The organism is Methylobacter sp. sgz302048, assembly GCF_052162025.1.
Taxonomy (GTDB): domain Bacteria; phylum Pseudomonadota; class Gammaproteobacteria; order Methylococcales; family Methylomonadaceae; genus Methylobacter.
In genome coordinates this window covers 161138-176505 of record NZ_CP197401.1, presented here as the reverse complement: position 1 = coordinate 176505, position 15368 = coordinate 161138, and the positions used below count along the sequence as shown (strand labels likewise).

At 53.8% G+C, this 15368-nt stretch carries 12 protein-coding genes; 10 read left to right on the top strand and 2 right to left on the bottom strand.

Annotated features, from left to right (window positions below; all coding sequences use genetic code 11):
* Positions 1-64 precede the first annotated feature (64 nt).
* The 4 genes from ACTNE6_RS00845 to ACTNE6_RS00830 all read left to right on the top strand — a co-directional run bounded on the left by ACTNE6_RS00845 (position 65) and on the right by ACTNE6_RS00830 (position 6466).
* On the top strand, positions 65-2176 hold the full coding sequence (locus ACTNE6_RS00845) for a RelA/SpoT family protein (RefSeq protein WP_442499725.1): 2112 nt from the start codon (positions 65-67) through the stop codon (positions 2174-2176).
* A gap of 63 nt (positions 2177-2239) precedes the next feature.
* The gene (gene polA / locus ACTNE6_RS00840) at positions 2240-4951 is read left to right on the top strand and encodes a DNA polymerase I (protein WP_442498286.1); all 2712 of its coding nucleotides are present in this window, start codon (positions 2240-2242) and stop codon (positions 4949-4951) included.
* A gap of 417 nt (positions 4952-5368) precedes the next feature.
* The gene (locus tag ACTNE6_RS00835; RefSeq protein WP_194971625.1) at positions 5369-5569 is read left to right on the top strand and encodes a hypothetical protein; all 201 of its coding nucleotides are present in this window, start codon (positions 5369-5371) and stop codon (positions 5567-5569) included.
* A gap of 15 nt (positions 5570-5584) precedes the next feature.
* Positions 5585-6466, top strand: coding sequence for an MBL fold metallo-hydrolase (locus ACTNE6_RS00830; protein ID WP_442498285.1), 882 nt, complete (start codon positions 5585-5587; stop codon positions 6464-6466).
* On the opposite strand, the gene yihA is transcribed toward ACTNE6_RS00830, so the two are convergent.
* Positions 6439-7071, bottom strand: coding sequence for a ribosome biogenesis GTP-binding protein YihA/YsxC (gene yihA, locus ACTNE6_RS00825; RefSeq protein ID WP_442498284.1), 633 nt, complete (start codon positions 7069-7071; stop codon positions 6439-6441). The genes ACTNE6_RS00830 and yihA overlap by 28 nt on opposite strands.
* Before the next feature lie 109 nt (positions 7072-7180).
* Here yihA and ACTNE6_RS00820 point away from each other — a divergent pair, with 109 nt between their 5' ends.
* From ACTNE6_RS00820 to ACTNE6_RS00805, 4 genes are all read left to right on the top strand, one after another.
* Positions 7181-7858: a c-type cytochrome gene (locus tag ACTNE6_RS00820; RefSeq protein ID WP_442498283.1), complete on the top strand. Its 678-nt coding sequence runs from the start codon at positions 7181-7183 to the stop codon at positions 7856-7858.
* 259 nt (positions 7859-8117) lie between these two features.
* Positions 8118-10037 (top strand): cytochrome c biogenesis protein ResB, encoded by a 1920-nt coding sequence (locus tag ACTNE6_RS00815; RefSeq protein WP_442498282.1) that lies wholly within the window; start codon positions 8118-8120, stop codon positions 10035-10037.
* 40 nt (positions 10038-10077) lie between these two features.
* A complete protein-coding gene (ccsB, locus tag ACTNE6_RS00810; RefSeq protein ID WP_442498281.1) occupies positions 10078-11247 on the top strand; it encodes a c-type cytochrome biogenesis protein CcsB in 1170 nt (389 codons plus the stop codon).
* Between the two features lie 3 nt (positions 11248-11250).
* Entirely contained in the window at positions 11251-11880 is a 630-nt protein-coding gene (locus tag ACTNE6_RS00805; RefSeq protein WP_331816636.1) for a thiol:disulfide interchange protein DsbA/DsbL, read from the top strand.
* A gap of 136 nt (positions 11881-12016) precedes the next feature.
* Here the strand turns inward: ACTNE6_RS00805 and ACTNE6_RS00800 are convergent, their stop codons facing one another.
* Complete coding sequence (locus tag ACTNE6_RS00800; protein WP_442498280.1) at positions 12017-12556, bottom strand: DUF2058 domain-containing protein; 540 nt, start codon at positions 12554-12556, stop codon at positions 12017-12019.
* 775 nt (positions 12557-13331) lie between these two features.
* Between ACTNE6_RS00800 and ACTNE6_RS00795 the strand changes: the two genes are divergently transcribed.
* Both ACTNE6_RS00795 and ACTNE6_RS00790 read left to right on the top strand, forming a co-directional pair.
* Complete coding sequence (locus ACTNE6_RS00795; RefSeq protein WP_194971617.1) at positions 13332-13808, top strand: formate dehydrogenase subunit gamma; 477 nt, start codon at positions 13332-13334, stop codon at positions 13806-13808.
* Positions 13805-15358, top strand: coding sequence for a formate dehydrogenase beta subunit (locus ACTNE6_RS00790; RefSeq protein ID WP_442498279.1), 1554 nt, complete (start codon positions 13805-13807; stop codon positions 15356-15358). Before ACTNE6_RS00795 ends, ACTNE6_RS00790 begins: the two co-directional genes overlap by 4 nt.
* Positions 15359-15368 lie beyond the last annotated feature (10 nt).

Below are 15368 nucleotides of genomic sequence, written 5' to 3'. Positions count from 1 at the left end.
ACTGACATTGATAGTCTCGGCCTATCATCATTGCCAAGTTCTTCGAATCGTTTACAATCATCAGATGCAAATACACACCCATCCCAACGAAGCGCTGTTTTCCGGCCTTTCTGCTCCGGATAAGGAGCAAATCGATCAGGCGCTGGCTATCGTCGCCCAAATCCCTGACGATCCGCATTATTACCGCCCTAAAGGCATCGATGTGGCCAGCATTTTGATGACGATCAATATCGACCTGAAAACCATCCTCGCGGCAATTTTAAGTGACCCTCGCCTGGCAAATTTAAATCCCCAGCCCGGCATTGCCGAGCAGTTCGGCGAAACGGTCGCAGCGCTGGTCAAGGATGTCAACTGGCTCAATACCTTGACCGTTTACACGCCGGAAATGGCCAGCCAGCCGAATCAGGCCGAAACCCTGCGCCGCATGCTGCTGTCCATGACCCACGACGTGCGCGCCGTGCTGATAAAACTGGCTTACCGCGTGCAGCGCCTGCGCAACCTGCCGCGGGAATCCTACGAAGTGCGCCATTTTATTTCCCAGGAAACGCTGGATATCTACGCACCGATTGCCAACCGGCTCGGCATTCACCAGTTGAAATGGGAACTCGAAGACATGGCGTTCCGTTATCTGGAGCCTCAGGTCTATCGTCGCATCGCCACTTCCCTGGCCGGCAAGCGCGCGCATCGGGAAACCTGCATCAACAGCTTTATTGCCCTGCTACAGAAAACGCTGGCCGAGACGAGCATTGCCGCGGAAATCTATGGCCGCCCCAAACATATTTACAGCATCTGGAAAAAGATGCAGCGCAAGCAGCTGGACATAGAAGAACTGTACGACCTGCTGGCGGTGCGCGTCATTGTCGACAATCTGGCCGATTGCTATACCGTTTTGGGTATTGTCCATGGCCACTGGCAAACGATACCCAAAGAATTTGACGATTATATTACCAATCCCAAGGAGAACGGCTATCAGTCCCTGCACACGGTCATTCTGGATAAGGATGGCAATCGCATCGAAGTCCAGATCCGCACGCGCGAGATGCACAACTTTGCCGAGCTCGGGGTTGCCGCGCACTGGTCCTACAAGGAAGGCGGCAGGCACAATGCCGCCATTGAAAAAAGCATTGCTTCGCTGCGCAAGCTGCTGGAAGAAAAAGACAGCGACGAGGCCCTGGTTGAAAATCTCCGCAATGACCTGTTCGACGATCGCGTCTACGTGCTGACGCCGGCCGGCAAATTAATCGATCTGGTCAAGGGCTCCACGCCGCTGGATTTTGCTTATGCGATCCACAGCGAGATAGGCCATCGCTGCCGCGGCGCGAAAGTCAACGGCCGCATCGTGCCGCTGACTTATACGCTGAAATCGGGCGAGCAGGTGGAAATTCTGACGGCCAAGGAAGGCGGCCCCAACCACAACTGGATAGACCAGAACCTGGGCTATTTAAAATCATCGCGCGCTATCAGCCGCGTCAAAAGCTGGTTTAAAAATCAGCAGCAGGCGCAGAATATCGCGACCGGCAAAGCCATCCTGGACAAAAAATGCCAACAGTTGGGGCTGAAAATGGTTAATCTGGAGGAGCTGGCCAGACATTTCAAACAACCCGATACCGATAAACTGCTCGAGGCGATCGGCCGCAGCGATATCAATGTCCGTCAGCTGGCGGCTTTCTTTAAAATACCCGAACTGGAGGAGGCGCCGCCCGCCAAAGCCAGGCAGCCAAAAGCGCCGGCAAAATCCGCCGTTTCCGTGGCCGGCCTCGATAACGTGCTGACGTCTTTTGCGCAATGCTGCCAGCCGGTTCCCGGCGACGACATTATCGGCTATATCTCGCACAATAAAGGCATCACCGTGCACCGCAAGACCTGCGAAAACATCATGCACTTAGGCCCGGAAAAACGATCCCAGCTGATCGCCGTGAACTGGGGCTCGCAAAAATCCAGCCATGCCGTGCCTATCGTCATCCATGCCTTCAGCGCGCAGAATCTGTTAAATGACGTATCGCAAGTCCTGGCCCAGGCGAAAATTCATATTTCCAATGCGGTATTGAATACACATCCTGATTTTTCAGCAGACCTGAACCTGACGATTCAAATCGAAAACACCGATCAATTGAGCCAGGTGCTGACTAAAATCAATCAATTGCCTAACATAGTCGATGTTAAGCGTAAAACTTAATTAGCCGCTCAGGGCGACTGAAATCGCCCTACGCATTGTATCCCTGACCTTGTAACTGCAACTATGCCCCAAGACACACAAAATCGCCTGGTCCTCGTCGATGGTTCCTCGTTCCTGTTCCGCGCCTACCACGCCCTTCCGCCGCTGACCAGCCCGAAAGGCGAGCCGACCAATGCGATCCTCGGCGTTACCAATATGCTGCGCAAACTGATCGATGATTATCAAAGCGATTACATTACGGTCATTTTCGATGCGCCGGGCAAGACCTTCCGCAATGATCTCTACGATCAATACAAAGCGCACAGGCCGCCCATGCCCGACGATCTGCGCGTACAGATCGAGCCGCTGCATCAGCTGATCCGAGCCATGGGCCTGCCGCTGATCATCGAAAACGGCGTGGAGGCCGACGACATCATGGGCTGCCTCGCGCAGCAGGCCGAGCAAGAAGGATTTCACGTGGTGATCTCGACCGGCGACAAGGACATGGCGCAGCTGGTCAACGAACACATCACGCTGGACAACACCATGTCCAATGTGCGGCTTGACATTCAGGGCGTCATCGACAAATTCGGCGTAAAACCTGAGCAGATCGTCGATTATCTGGCCTTGATCGGCGATACTGTCGACAACATCCCCGGCGTGCCCAAAGTCGGCCCCAAAACGGCGGCCAAATGGCTGGAGGAATATGAAACGCTGGAAAACCTGATCGCCTGCGCCGGCCAGATCAAAGGCAAGATCGGCGAAAACCTGCGCGCCAGCCTGGATCAGCTGCCGCTGTCGAAGCAACTGACGACGATCAAATGCGATCTGGATCTGCCCTACAGCCTGGAAGACCTGAAGCGCCGCCCCGCGGACAACACTGAACTCAGAAACCTGCTGACCAGACTGGGTTTTTCATCGTGGCTGAAGCTGCTCGACAGCCAAGCCGAAACCGCGGCTGTCCCCGAAGAGCAAGCGGCCGTTCCGGAATCGGTTTATGAAACCGTTCTTACCGAGGACCAATTCAACGATTGGTTCAAGCAGCTCGACCAGGCGCCGCTGTTCGCCTTTGATACCGAGACGACCAGCCTGTACTACAGCAAGGCGGAAATCGTCGGCGTGTCCTTTGCCGTCACGCCCGGTCACGCGGCTTATGTGCCGCTAATGCACGATTACCCCGGAGCCCCCGACCAACTGGACAGAACCGAGATTCTGGAACGCCTGCGCCCGCTGCTGGAAGACCCGCATAAAGCCAAGCTGGGCCAGAACCTGAAATATGACATGCATGTGCTGGCCAACCACGGCATCGCGCTGCGCGGCATCGCCCATGACACGATGCTGGAATCGTACGTGCTGAACAGTACGGCCACGAAGCACAACATGGACGACTTGGCCAAAGAATACTTAGGCATCGAGACGATTCATTACGAAGATGTATGCGGCAAGGGCGCCAAACAGATTCCGTTTCAGGAAGCGCCGGTGGAACAGGCTGCGTTCTATGCGGCCGAGGACGCCGACATTACGCTGAAACTGCATCAGGTGCTCATGGCAAAACTGGCCCCGCACAAAGCTTTGATGAATCTGTACTCGCATGTCGAAATCCCGCTGATCAGCGTGCTGGCGCGCATCGAGCGCAATGGCGTGCTGATCGACACGGCCATGCTGGCGCAGCATAGCCTGGAACTGGCCAATCACATAGTCGCGTTGGAGCAGCAGGCGCACGACCTGGCCGGGCAGGCGTTCAATCTGGGCTCACCGCGGCAGATCCAGGAAATCCTCTTTGACCGGCAGAAACTGCCTGTATTGAAGAAAACACCGACAGGCCAGCCGTCCACCGACGAATCGGTGCTGCAGGAACTGGCCATGACTTACCAACTGCCCAAACTGATTCTCGAGCACCGCAGCCTCTGCAAGCTCAAATCGACTTATACCGACAAGCTGCCGCAGCAGGTCGACGACAAGACCGGCCGTATCCATACCTCCTATCACCAGGCCGTGACCGCGACAGGCCGCCTGTCGTCCACTGATCCCAATCTGCAAAACATCCCGATCCGCAGCGACGAAGGCCGCAAGATCCGCCAGGCGTTTATCGCGCCGGAGGGCTATAAAATCGTCGCCGCCGATTACTCGCAGATCGAACTGCGCATCATGGCGCACTTGTCCAATGATGCCGGCCTGCTGCGGGCCTTCAGCGCCGGCGAGGACGTGCATCGCGCGACTGCGGCCGACGTGTTCGGCGTGGCGCCCGATCAGGTCACGTCCGACCTGCGCCGCTCGGCCAAGGCGATCAATTTCGGACTTATTTACGGCATGTCCTCGTTCGGGCTGGCGCAGCAGCTCGGCTTGTCGCGCAACCAGGCGCAGTCCTATATCGACCTGTACTTTGCACGCTATCCGGGCGTCAAGGATTATATGGACAATATCCGCGCGCTGGCCCGCGAGCAGGGTTATGTGGAAACCCTGTTCGGCCGCCGCCTGTATCTGCCCGAAATCAAATCGCGCAACGCGGCGCGCCGCCAGTATGCCGAACGCACGGCCATCAATGCGCCAATGCAGGGCACGGCCGCCGACATCATCAAGCGCGCGATGATCTCCACCGATCAATGGCTGCAACAGAAAAAGCCCGACGCAAAAATGATCATGCAGGTTCATGATGAGCTGGTCTTTGAAATCGCCGAAGACCAGCTGGAGCGCTGCACGGCCAGCATCAGGAAGCTGATGTGCTCGGCCGCCGACCTGAACGTACCGCTGGTCGTCGACATCGGCATAGGCAATAACTGGGACGAGGCGCATTAAGGTTGCGCCGTTGTAAGGTCGAATTCACTTGTACCCATAGCGGGGCGGGGCTTGTAGCCCCGCCCTAACATTTTTACGATATTCGCTAAGCGACTGCAGTTAATCATCGCCAAACATTCCGAACGAGACAACATGTCCCGTCCAGCTATGACGTTTCTATGATACTCGTTAAGTAAAATTTTATGTGTTTATGAGGAACTTTTTATTTACACATTCGTCTTATTGACGTACGCCTTAAAACGGCGTCGAATCAGTCCAATTCCCCCCTTTTATGATTGGCTGATTTTTCTTCTCAAGCCCCAACATGCTTATACGCATTTGGGGCTTTCTTTTTCTCATTATTCCGTAGACTATTTCCTCTGTTATCCTGTTTGAATAGCAGACCGCCATTCTGCGCGCATCTTCAATAATGCCTCCATGACACAACAATCTGATGAAGAATTGCTTTTTGCCGTCAATCAAGTCAGCAAATACGTACAGTCTGATGACGGAGACAATGCTATGATGGTGCTTTTCTCCGTCTTCATGGGAGCATGCTTCGGGTTACCATGCCCCTTACTGATCAATGCATTAGGAGAGATGGAGCTGGTAAAAACAGAAACCCGCTCGCTTAATTGAGTTCTAAGGACAGTAATGAAATTCAAATTCTGGGGTGTTAGAGGGTCCATTCCGACACCGGGACCTGACACCGTTAAATATGGCGGCAATACGACCTGCATAGAGATCAGAACTGACGACAATGAGTTGATCATCCTCGACGCCGGCACCGGCATTCATGCACTGGCCCAAGCGCTGGTCAAGGAAATGCCCATTACTGCGCACATCTTTATTACCCATACCCATTGGGATCACATACAGGGCTTGCCATTCTTCACGCCTCTTTTCATCAAGGATAACCAAGTCAAGATCTACGGCGGCCTTGATCTGGTCACTCATGAAAGCATACATCGCGCCCTTTCCGTGCAGCTGCAGTACAGTTTCTTCCCGATCCGTGAAGCCCAGCTTAATGCGCACATTGAGTACATCACAATCAAGCCCGGCGAAGTGACCCGCATCGGCAATGCCAAAATTACGCCCATTGTGCTTAACCATCCCGTGCTGAATTTCGGCTATCGGATTGATTGCGATGGACAATCGCTGTTTTTTACCGGCGATTATGAGCCCTTGGTCAATATTTATAACCCGGACGATGAAGAATATGCCGTGCTCCAATCGGCCATCGACGCCAAGCACAAGGAGGTCACGCAGGCCATGAAGAATGTGGATGCGCTGATCGTTGACTCATCCTACACCCGTGAAGAATATGCGTCCAAACGAGGATGGGGGCACGGCACCTATGATTCTGCAATAAAACTTGCCGCCGATGCCCATGCAAAAAAGCTGTTCCTTACGCATCATGAACCGGAACGCAGCGATGCTGAACTTGATGCTATTTATAAAGATCTGCTGAAGAAATACCCGTACCTCGGCTTCGAGCTGTTGCTGGCTCAGGAAGGCGCTGAAATCTCGCTTTGATCAGGCTCGGCGCGGCTAAACAGATTGTCCAGCGCCTCATGCACCTCATCGATGCCGGTTTTCTTCAAGGATGAAAACAGCTGTATCGTCAATGGAGAGCTGACATCCTTGAGTTCCTTCCTGACCTGCAGCAGCGTATTTTTGGCCGCCCCGTAAGCCAGTTTGTCGGCTTTGGTCAACAAAATATGCAGCGGCAGATGAGTATGCTGACACCATTCGACCATTTGCCAATCGAATTCGGTCAAGGGATGACGCACGTCCATGACCAGGATGATGCCGCACAATGACTTGCGATGCGTCAAATAGTGCTCCATCATCTCATGCCACTTTTTCTTCACGTCCACCGGCACTTTGGCATAACCGTAACCGGGCAAGTCGACAAAACGCAGTCCGGCGTTGATTTCAAAGAAGTTGAGCATCTGCGTCCTGCCCGGCGTTTTACTAATCCGGGCCAACGCGTTTTGCTGCGTCACGGTATTGATCGCACTGGATTTTCCCGCATTGGAGCGTCCGGCGAAGGCCACTTCCAAGCCCTGATCGGCAGGCGCATTGCGGATGTGCGGCGAACTATTGATAAATTTTGCCTGATGATAAATTGGATTCATCGCTGCCTCGCTTAAGCTTGTTAATTAGAGTAGAATTCGACTGTTAAGTAGCCGTTCAATAACTATAAAGGCTACCATAAATGATGACTTTATTCCGAAGGGGAACCTGATGAAGAAAAAATTGCTGGCATTTTCAATTGCTCTGGCGTTTACCGGCGGCGCTGCACCTATCGTACATGCCGAGGGCTCTGTTAAAGCAGGCCAAGAAAAAGCGGCCGCCTGTGCCAGTTGTCATGGCGAGGACGGCAACAGCATGGTATCAACATTCCCCAAACTTGCCCAGCAGCATGAGTCGTACATTGAAAGACAGTTGAAATCCTTCAAGGACGGCACGCGCAAGGACCCTGTGATGTCGCCGATGGCGATGCCCCTGAGCGATGAAGACATCGCCGACCTTGCCGCCTACTATGCCTCCCGCAAAATTTCAGCAAACCAATTGCCGCTTCCGGACGAAGATGAAGAAGAAAAACCTGCCGCGGAAGCCGAAAAGCAAGAAGATCCTATTCAAACCCTGATCGCTCAGGGCAGCGATCTTTACCGCAACGGCGACCTGAAGCGGAAAGTCTCGGCCTGTATCGCCTGCCACGGTCCTTTCGGCGAAGGCAACAAGCCCGCGGCATTCCCTGCATTGAAGTCCCAGCATGCCGACTACCTGATCAAAGCGCTCAAAGACTTTAAATCCGGTGCCCGCAGCAATAATCCCGAAAACATGATGCACATGATCGCCAAGAAAATGACCGATGACGAAATCAAAGCCGTTTCTTATCGTATTTCCATGATGAAATAACAGCATCACTGCCATTAAGATTTTGGCTGAAAACAGCTTCCCGGTTTGCGGATGAAACCGGCGCAGGCTGGGCTGGCGCTTTGACGTCAACCCGGCACAGAAAGCCTCGAAATGCCGGGTTAACAGCCCGGCCTACCGAACTTCCAGTATTTACCAAACATCCCTTTAAACTGGGATGTGATAGTCAACCTATAAATCCATGTCTTCCGTTAGCGCGTCGCAGTCCCTGTCCCGTACTCTTTTCCGTTTTTTAGGTTCCATGAACCTGGCCATCACGCTGTTGGTCGCCGTAGCCATTGCTGCCATCATCGGTACGGTCCTGAAGCAAAATCAGCCTTATGTCGATTACGTGCTGAAATTCGGCCCCTTCTGGTTTGAAATTTTCAAGGCGCTGGATCTGTATGATGTTTACTCCTCCAGCTGGTTTTTGACGATTCTGACCTTCCTGGTCATTTCGACCAGCGTCTGCGTGTACCGCAACACGCCGCACATGCTCAGAGACATGCGCAATTTTCATGAACATGCGCACCAAGCCGCGCTGCAGCGATTGGTCCATCATGCCCAATGGCAAAGCGGCCAGCCGCTGCAGTACAGTATCGATTATGTTGGCGCCCTGCTCCGGCACAAGCATTACAAGACCAAACAGCTCGATACCAAAGACGGACTGCTGATCGCGGCCAAGAAAGGCGCCGGCAGCCGTCTGGGCTATATCTTCACGCATGTCGCCATCATCGTCATCTGCATCGGCGGGCTCCTGGACGGCAACGTGCCGCTGAAAATCGCGCAGCTGCGCGGCGATATCGCCGTTGAGACGCGCCGGATTCCGGCCAGCGAAGTGCCCGAACAAAGCACGCTGCCGGCCGACAACCTGTCTTTCCGCGCCAACATCGACATTGCCGAAGGCAAGGCCGCCAATATCGCCTTCATCGATTTCAAAGACGGCTATCTGGTACAAAAACTGCCGTTTACGATCCATGTCGACGATTTTCGCATCGAGCATTACGAAAGCGGCCAGCCCAAGTCATTCGAGAGCGACCTGGCGATCATCGACAAGGACTTAGACATACCGATCAGGCGGACCATTTCGGTCAATCATCCATTCAGCTATAAGGGCTACACGATCTACCAGAACAGTTTCGGCGACGGCGGTTCACAACTGAAACTGGCCCTGAACCCGCTGACTGGCGCGGACAGCAAAGTTCAGGACATCGAGGCGACTGTCAAGGGAAGTTATCCAATCAGGACGGCTGCCGGCGAGCAGTCTCTGGAAATCGTCGACTTCCGTCCGTTCAACGTCAATCCGGCCCCGACCGGCGCCAAGAAATTCCGCAATATCGGGCCCAGCTTCCAGTTCAAGCTGCGCAAAGCCGACGGCACGGCGCACGAATACCTGAACTACATGCAGCCCATCGAACAGGACGGCGCTCGCTTCTATCTCAGCGGCATGCGCCGCTCGCCGGCCGAGCCGTTTCAGTACTGGTTCATTCCGGCCGATGCGGAAAAGCGTCCGGACCGCTTTTTGAATTTTCTGGCGGTCCTGAACAATCCGGACCGGCTCAACAAAATCGCCCTAGCCACGGCGCAATCGACCGAGAACAGCAAAAGTCTGCCTGCTGCCGAACAGCAAAAAGTCGCCGAGTTCATGATCGCCATCAGCCGGCAGTTCATCGAGGGCGGCAACGAGCGCATCTCGGCGCAGATTGAAAAATCGGTGCCGGAAGCCCTGCGCCAGCAGGTCGCCGAGCTGTATGCCACGGTATTGCATCAATTCCTGAGAAACATCTACTTGTCGGTGCTGGAACAGGAGGGCATGGACATTACCCAGTCGGTCAGCGATTTCGACATGCATTTCTTTGAGAATGCCGTCAATGCCCTCGACGTCGCCTATCAGTATGACTCGCCGGTTTTGATAACCCTGAACAGCTTCAAGCACATCGAAGCGACCGGCCTGCAGATTACGCGTTCGCCGGGCCAGTGGCTGGTGTTTCCGGGCTGTCTGCTGCTCGCCGTCGGCGTGTTCTTCATGTTCTACCTGCCGCAGCGCCGGCTCTGGGTGATCATCAGGCCCGGCGGCGAAAAAACGTCATTAACCCTGGCCGGCAGCGCCCTGCGCAACCATTATGACTTCGACAGGGAGTTTGAACTTATCAGGCAAGACCTGACCCAAAAGCTAATCTGATCCAGCCGGATCTCATCTGTAACCAACACCTGCAACCGCTATGGAAAATCTTTTAGATCAAGAATTCAGGGCAGACGGCTTTTTAAAGCAGCGCTCGCTCTTTGACTGGACCTGGGCACTGCTGATCATGGCCGGCGCCGTATTCGCCTTCAGCCAGTACCGGCATTTGATGGACGGCTTTGAAATCGCCATTCTGTTCGGCACTGGACTGCTGACGGTCTGGCTGGGCTGGTTCTGGCCTTCGCTGAGAACTTTCACCCTGGCGATCGCCGGCCTCAGCCTGTTCGCCATTTCTCGCTACGGCGCGGATCTGTCGGCTGCCGATGCCAATTTTTTTCTCAAATACCTGCTGTCCAGCCAATCGGCCATCATGTGGATGAGCGCGCTGTACGTGATGGCGACCGTGACTTACTTCGGCCACTTGTTTTCCGGCAACGAATTCACCGGCAAGGTAGCCGCCAGCCTAACCTGGTCGGCCACGGTGCTGGGCATGACCGGCCTGATGGTGCGCTGGCGGGAATCGTATTTAATGGGCGTCGATATCGGCCATATCCCGGTCAGCAACCTGTATGAAGTATTCATTCTGTTCTCGCTCATCACGGCGCTGCTTTATCTGTATTACGAACAGCGCTACAGAACGCGCTCTTTGGGCGGCTTCGTGCTGCTCGTCATCAGCGCCGCGGTAGGCTTTCTGCTGTGGTACACATTCGACAAGCAGGCTCATGAAATCCAGCCGCTGGTGCCCGCGCTGAACAGTTACTGGATGAAAATCCACGTGCCCGCCAACTTCATCGGCTACGGTTCGTTTTCTCTGGCTGCCATGATCGGCGTCGTGTTCATCCTGAAATCCGGGGCCGAAGGCAAAAATCCTGACGGTTTGGCAGCCGCGCGCCTGCCGGCGCTGCCTTTACTGGAAGACGTCATGTACAAAGCCATCGCGCTCGGCTTTGCTTTTTTCACACTGGCCACTATACTCGGTGCCTTATGGGCGGCGGAAGCATGGGGCGGCTATTGGTCATGGGACCCGAAGGAAACCTGGGCCTTGATCGTCTGGCTTAATTATGCGGCCTGGCTGCACATGCGCCTGACCAAAGGCTGGAATGGCAAACCGATGGCCTGGTGGGCTATCATTGGCTTTTTCGTCACGCTTTTCGCGTTCCTTGGCGTCAATATGTTTTTGTCCGGACTACATTCTTATGGAGAACTCTAAATCATGCTAAAAAAAATCATTCCAACCGGCCTGTTAATCCTGCTGTTTTCATGCTCCACGCTGCTAAAAGCCGCCGAGTCGGTCGGCTATGAAACCCTGTCACCGGCACAGCCGACCAACAATCCGGCCAAGGTCGAAGTCATCGAATTCTTCTGGTACGGCTGCCCGCATTGCTATGACTTTGAACCGCTGCTGGCAAAATGGGTAAAAAGCCAACCCGCCAACGTTGAATTCATCCGCCAGCCGGCCGTTTTCAGCAGCCTGTGGGGCAAACACGCCAAGGCCTATTTCACGGCCGAGGCGCTGGGCGTAGTCGACAAAGTGCATAACGACTTTTTTGAAGCCATCCAGGTCAAGAAACAGAAACTTGAAGACGAAGACCAGTTAGCCAAATTCTTTGCCGAGCACGGCGTCAGCGAAGAGCAATTCCGCACGGCCTACAATTCTTTCCTGGTTGATACGAAAATGCGCCAGGCCGGCGCAATCGCGTCCCGTTACGGCATTACCGGCGTACCGGCCATTGTCATCAACGGCAAATATAAAACCAATGGCCCGTTAGCCGGCTCTCATAAAAAGATGATCGAAGTCATGGACCAACTGGTCAAACAGGAAAGCGCCAGCTTAAGCAAGTGATTGGTTAATCATAAAGTAGGGCACGCATTGTGTACCTTTTCAGAGCGACAATGAGTCGACAAACTTTGAAAATGGTATGCGATGCATACCCTACGGCACTGATTTTAAAAGGCACGCGATGCGTGCCCTACGTCTGTCACCAGATCAGATCATCAGGGATTGGGTAAGCCGCATAGGCATCATCGATTTTTTCTTCAGCCTGATCATTCAGCACCAGCACGCAATTCGCATCGCGCGCTTTTATTTTCAGCGCAACATCGGCCGACACAATTTCGTACTGCCGCTCCCATTTCACGATCGCCAGACGGCCTTTGCTGATCTGCTCGCGCATGGCTTCCGATACATATACGGTCTTAATCTTGTTGTTGTCGCTGAATTTGTAAGCGATGCCGTCATCATCAGCCTGATCCTTTCGATTCTGATCGATCAGTTGCTTGATCTGGGCGGAAATCTCTTTTTGCTCCGCCTGCTCTTTTTTCAGCAAGCTGAGTTCGCGATCGCGGGCCGCCTGCTCTTCCCTGGTTTTCTGCGCCAGACGTTTGGCTTCATCTTCGCCGCCGGCGTTGTTTTGCCGTTGTTGTTTGCGCTTTTCCGAGCGAATCTGTCTGGCCTTGGCATCGGTCGTCAGGCCCGATTTTAACAGCTGCTCCTGTAACGATAATTTTCTTTGGCTCATAGTTCGATCCTAATAATTTTAAATTCCAGACGGGCAAAAAGTTGTTCACTATACGCGAATTTATGCCCTATGAATTTGAATCCATCACATATAAAAATAACATTGCCCAGCCCCTTGAATCGTAACCCTTAAACTCATCAGCCTTCCCTGCAAGGGCATCCAGCGCGGATAAGATAAAGCCTGAACGGCGGCTCAAAATAATCGCGCCGGCGCATGATCAAGCCGAAACACTGGGCTCAAGCCAGCGAATAATCAGAAGAACTCGGCTGTAAGCGCCTGCCGGGCATATTGCTTCTTCAAAAATCGATCTAATGTTTTGTATCAGTCAAAAATAAAATGTCTGGAGAACAGCCATTTCCCCGCAATGTGGCGCGATCGCCACTCCGGACAAACGCTTATGCTCCCATTTATTTATTAAATATTGATGAAATGAGATAACGAAGTTGCCTGCGTCCAACTCAACCGATAAAGGTTAAAGCTCGGTTGATTATGCAAAATTATGTTTTATTTTCATAGTTGCTATTCATCCATCTACAGTTGGGGCTGAGCTTGATTGCTAATAATCTTTAGCTTGTTTATAAGAATCTATTACGCTTGTGTAAGGATCTATTGCATAGCAAAAGTATCTATATCTTACAGAATCGTTACGGCAATAAACCTAAAACCACAATGAATTTACATAATTTGTTATTTTTATTTGATTTTTACTAAGAGTCCAAAATATGGTATTCTTGTCATCATTTTCCGAGACGAAAAGCAATACAGCGAGACCAACATGACAGACCTTAACGGTAACCAAGAAGCGGTACGGAACGCTATCGCCTCTTTAAAAGACAAGCCCGGAGCGCTTTTACCGATTTTGCACAGCGTGCAGGACGCGCTAGGTTACATTCCTGCCGACAGCATTCCAGAAATTGCCAAGGCACTGAATCTTTCCCGTGCCGAAGTGCATGGCGTTATCAGTTTTTATCACTATTTCCGCCAGACGCCGCCCGGCAAGCACACCGTGCATGTCTGCCGCGCCGAGTCCTGCCAGGCCATGGGCAGCAAGCAATTGGAGAGCCACGTCAAAAGCAAGCTCGGCATCGACTATCATGAAACCACGGCCGACGGAAAGTTCTCCCTAGAACCTGTGTACTGCCTCGGCCTGTGCGCCCGTTCTCCGTCCATGCAAATCGATGACGCCGTTTACGGCCGCGTCACTGATGACCGCTTTGACGAGATCGTCAACGAATTGGAGTCTTCCTTATGAGCATCACTGTCTACGTTCCGAGCGATTCCTGCGCCGTTGCCATGGGCGCCGACCAGGTCGCTGCCGCTATTTCAAAACAGGCACAAAATCGGGGGCTTGAAGTCAATATCGTGCGCAACGGCTCTCGCGGCATGTACTGGCTGGAACCGATGGTTGAAGTCGCGACGGCAGCAGGCCGCGTAGCTTTCGGCCCGGTTCAGAAAAGCGATGTCGAAGGCCTTTTTGAAGCCGATTTCCTGAACGGCGGCGCACATGCGCTGAATCTCGGCCTCACGGAAGAACTGGACTATTTCAAACGCCAGCAGCGTCTGACGTTTGCGCGCGTCGGCATTACGGACCCCATCAGCCTGGATGACTATATCAAGCACGACGGTTACCGCGGCCTGAAGAACGCGCTGGCCCTGAACAGCGCCGATATCGTCAAGCATGTCACCGATTCCGGCCTGCGCGGCCGCGGCGGTGCAGCGTTCCCTACCGGCATCAAATGGAATACGGTATTGAATACGCCGGCCGAGCAAAAATACATTATCTGCAACGCCGACGAAGGCGACTCAGGCACCTTCTCTGACCGCATGATCATGGAAGGCGACCCGTTCGTGCTGGTCGAAGGCATGACGATTGCCGGTCTCGGCGTCGGCGCAACGCAAGGCTACATCTATTTGCGCGTCGAATATCCGCATGCCGAACAAACCCTGAACGCCGCCATCGCGGCAGCCTATGAAGCCGGTTATCTCGGCGACAACATTCTGGGCAGCGGCCACAGTTTCCACCTGGAAGTCCGCATCGGCGCCGGCGCTTATGTCTGCGGCGAGGAAACGTCATTGATGGAAAGCCTGGAAGGCAAACGCGGTTTAGTCCGCTTCAAGCCGCCACTGCCGGCCATCAGCGGTCTGTTCGGCAAGCCGACGGTCGTCAACAACGTCATTTCCCTGGCTTCCGTGCCCATCATCCTGGACAAGGGCGGCGATTATTACCGCGACTTCGGCATGGGCCGCTCGCGCGGCACGCTGCCGATCCAGCTGTCAGGCAATATCAAACACCCGGGCCTCGTTGAAAGCGCATTCGGCCTGACTTTACGCGAACTGCTGTACGATTTCGGCGGCGGCTCGGCATCAGGCCGTCCGATTCGGGCCGTGCAGGTCGGAGGTCCTTTAGGTTCCTACATGCCTGAATCACAATTCGACACGCCGCTCGATTACGAAGCGTTCTCAGCCATCTGGGCGGTACTGGGCCATGGCGGCATCGTCGTGTTTGACGATACCGTCAACATGGCCGAAATGGCTCGTTACAGCATGGAATTCTGCGCGGCCGAATCCTGCGGCAAATGCACGCCGTGCCGCATCGGCTCCACACGCGGCACAGAAGTCATGGATGAGATCATCAACGGTGACAACCTGAGCAAAAATATTCCGCTGCTGCGCGATCTCTGCGACACGCTGCTGAACGGTTCTCTCTGCGCTTTGGGAGGAATGACACCTTATCCGGTACTGAGCGCGCTGAATCATTTCCCCGAAGATTTCGGCGATCATGATCAGGCGAACGCGGCCTAACCCTTTTAAG

Coding starts and splice junctions, on each gene's coding strand:
- polA (WP_442498286.1), top strand. CDS start 2,240: ATGCCCCAAGACACACAAAATCGCCTGGTCCTCGTCGATGGTTCCTCG.
- ACTNE6_RS00805 (WP_331816636.1), top strand. CDS start 11,251: ATGCTAAAAAAAATCATTCCAACCGGCCTGTTAATCCTGCTGTTTTCA.
- ACTNE6_RS00830 (WP_442498285.1), top strand. CDS start 5,585: ATGAAATTCAAATTCTGGGGTGTTAGAGGGTCCATTCCGACACCGGGA.
- ACTNE6_RS00845 (WP_442499725.1), top strand. CDS start 65: ATGCAAATACACACCCATCCCAACGAAGCGCTGTTTTCCGGCCTTTCT.
- ACTNE6_RS00820 (WP_442498283.1), top strand. CDS start 7,181: ATGAAGAAAAAATTGCTGGCATTTTCAATTGCTCTGGCGTTTACCGGC.
- ACTNE6_RS00835 (WP_194971625.1), top strand. CDS start 5,369: ATGACACAACAATCTGATGAAGAATTGCTTTTTGCCGTCAATCAAGTC.
- ACTNE6_RS00795 (WP_194971617.1), top strand. CDS start 13,332: ATGACAGACCTTAACGGTAACCAAGAAGCGGTACGGAACGCTATCGCC.
- ACTNE6_RS00790 (WP_442498279.1), top strand. CDS start 13,805: ATGAGCATCACTGTCTACGTTCCGAGCGATTCCTGCGCCGTTGCCATG.
- yihA (WP_442498284.1), bottom strand. CDS start 7,071: ATGAATCCAATTTATCATCAGGCAAAATTTATCAATAGTTCGCCGCAC.
- ACTNE6_RS00815 (WP_442498282.1), top strand. CDS start 8,118: ATGAACCTGGCCATCACGCTGTTGGTCGCCGTAGCCATTGCTGCCATC.
- ACTNE6_RS00800 (WP_442498280.1), bottom strand. CDS start 12,556: ATGAGCCAAAGAAAATTATCGTTACAGGAGCAGCTGTTAAAATCGGGC.
- ccsB (WP_442498281.1), top strand. CDS start 10,078: ATGGAAAATCTTTTAGATCAAGAATTCAGGGCAGACGGCTTTTTAAAG.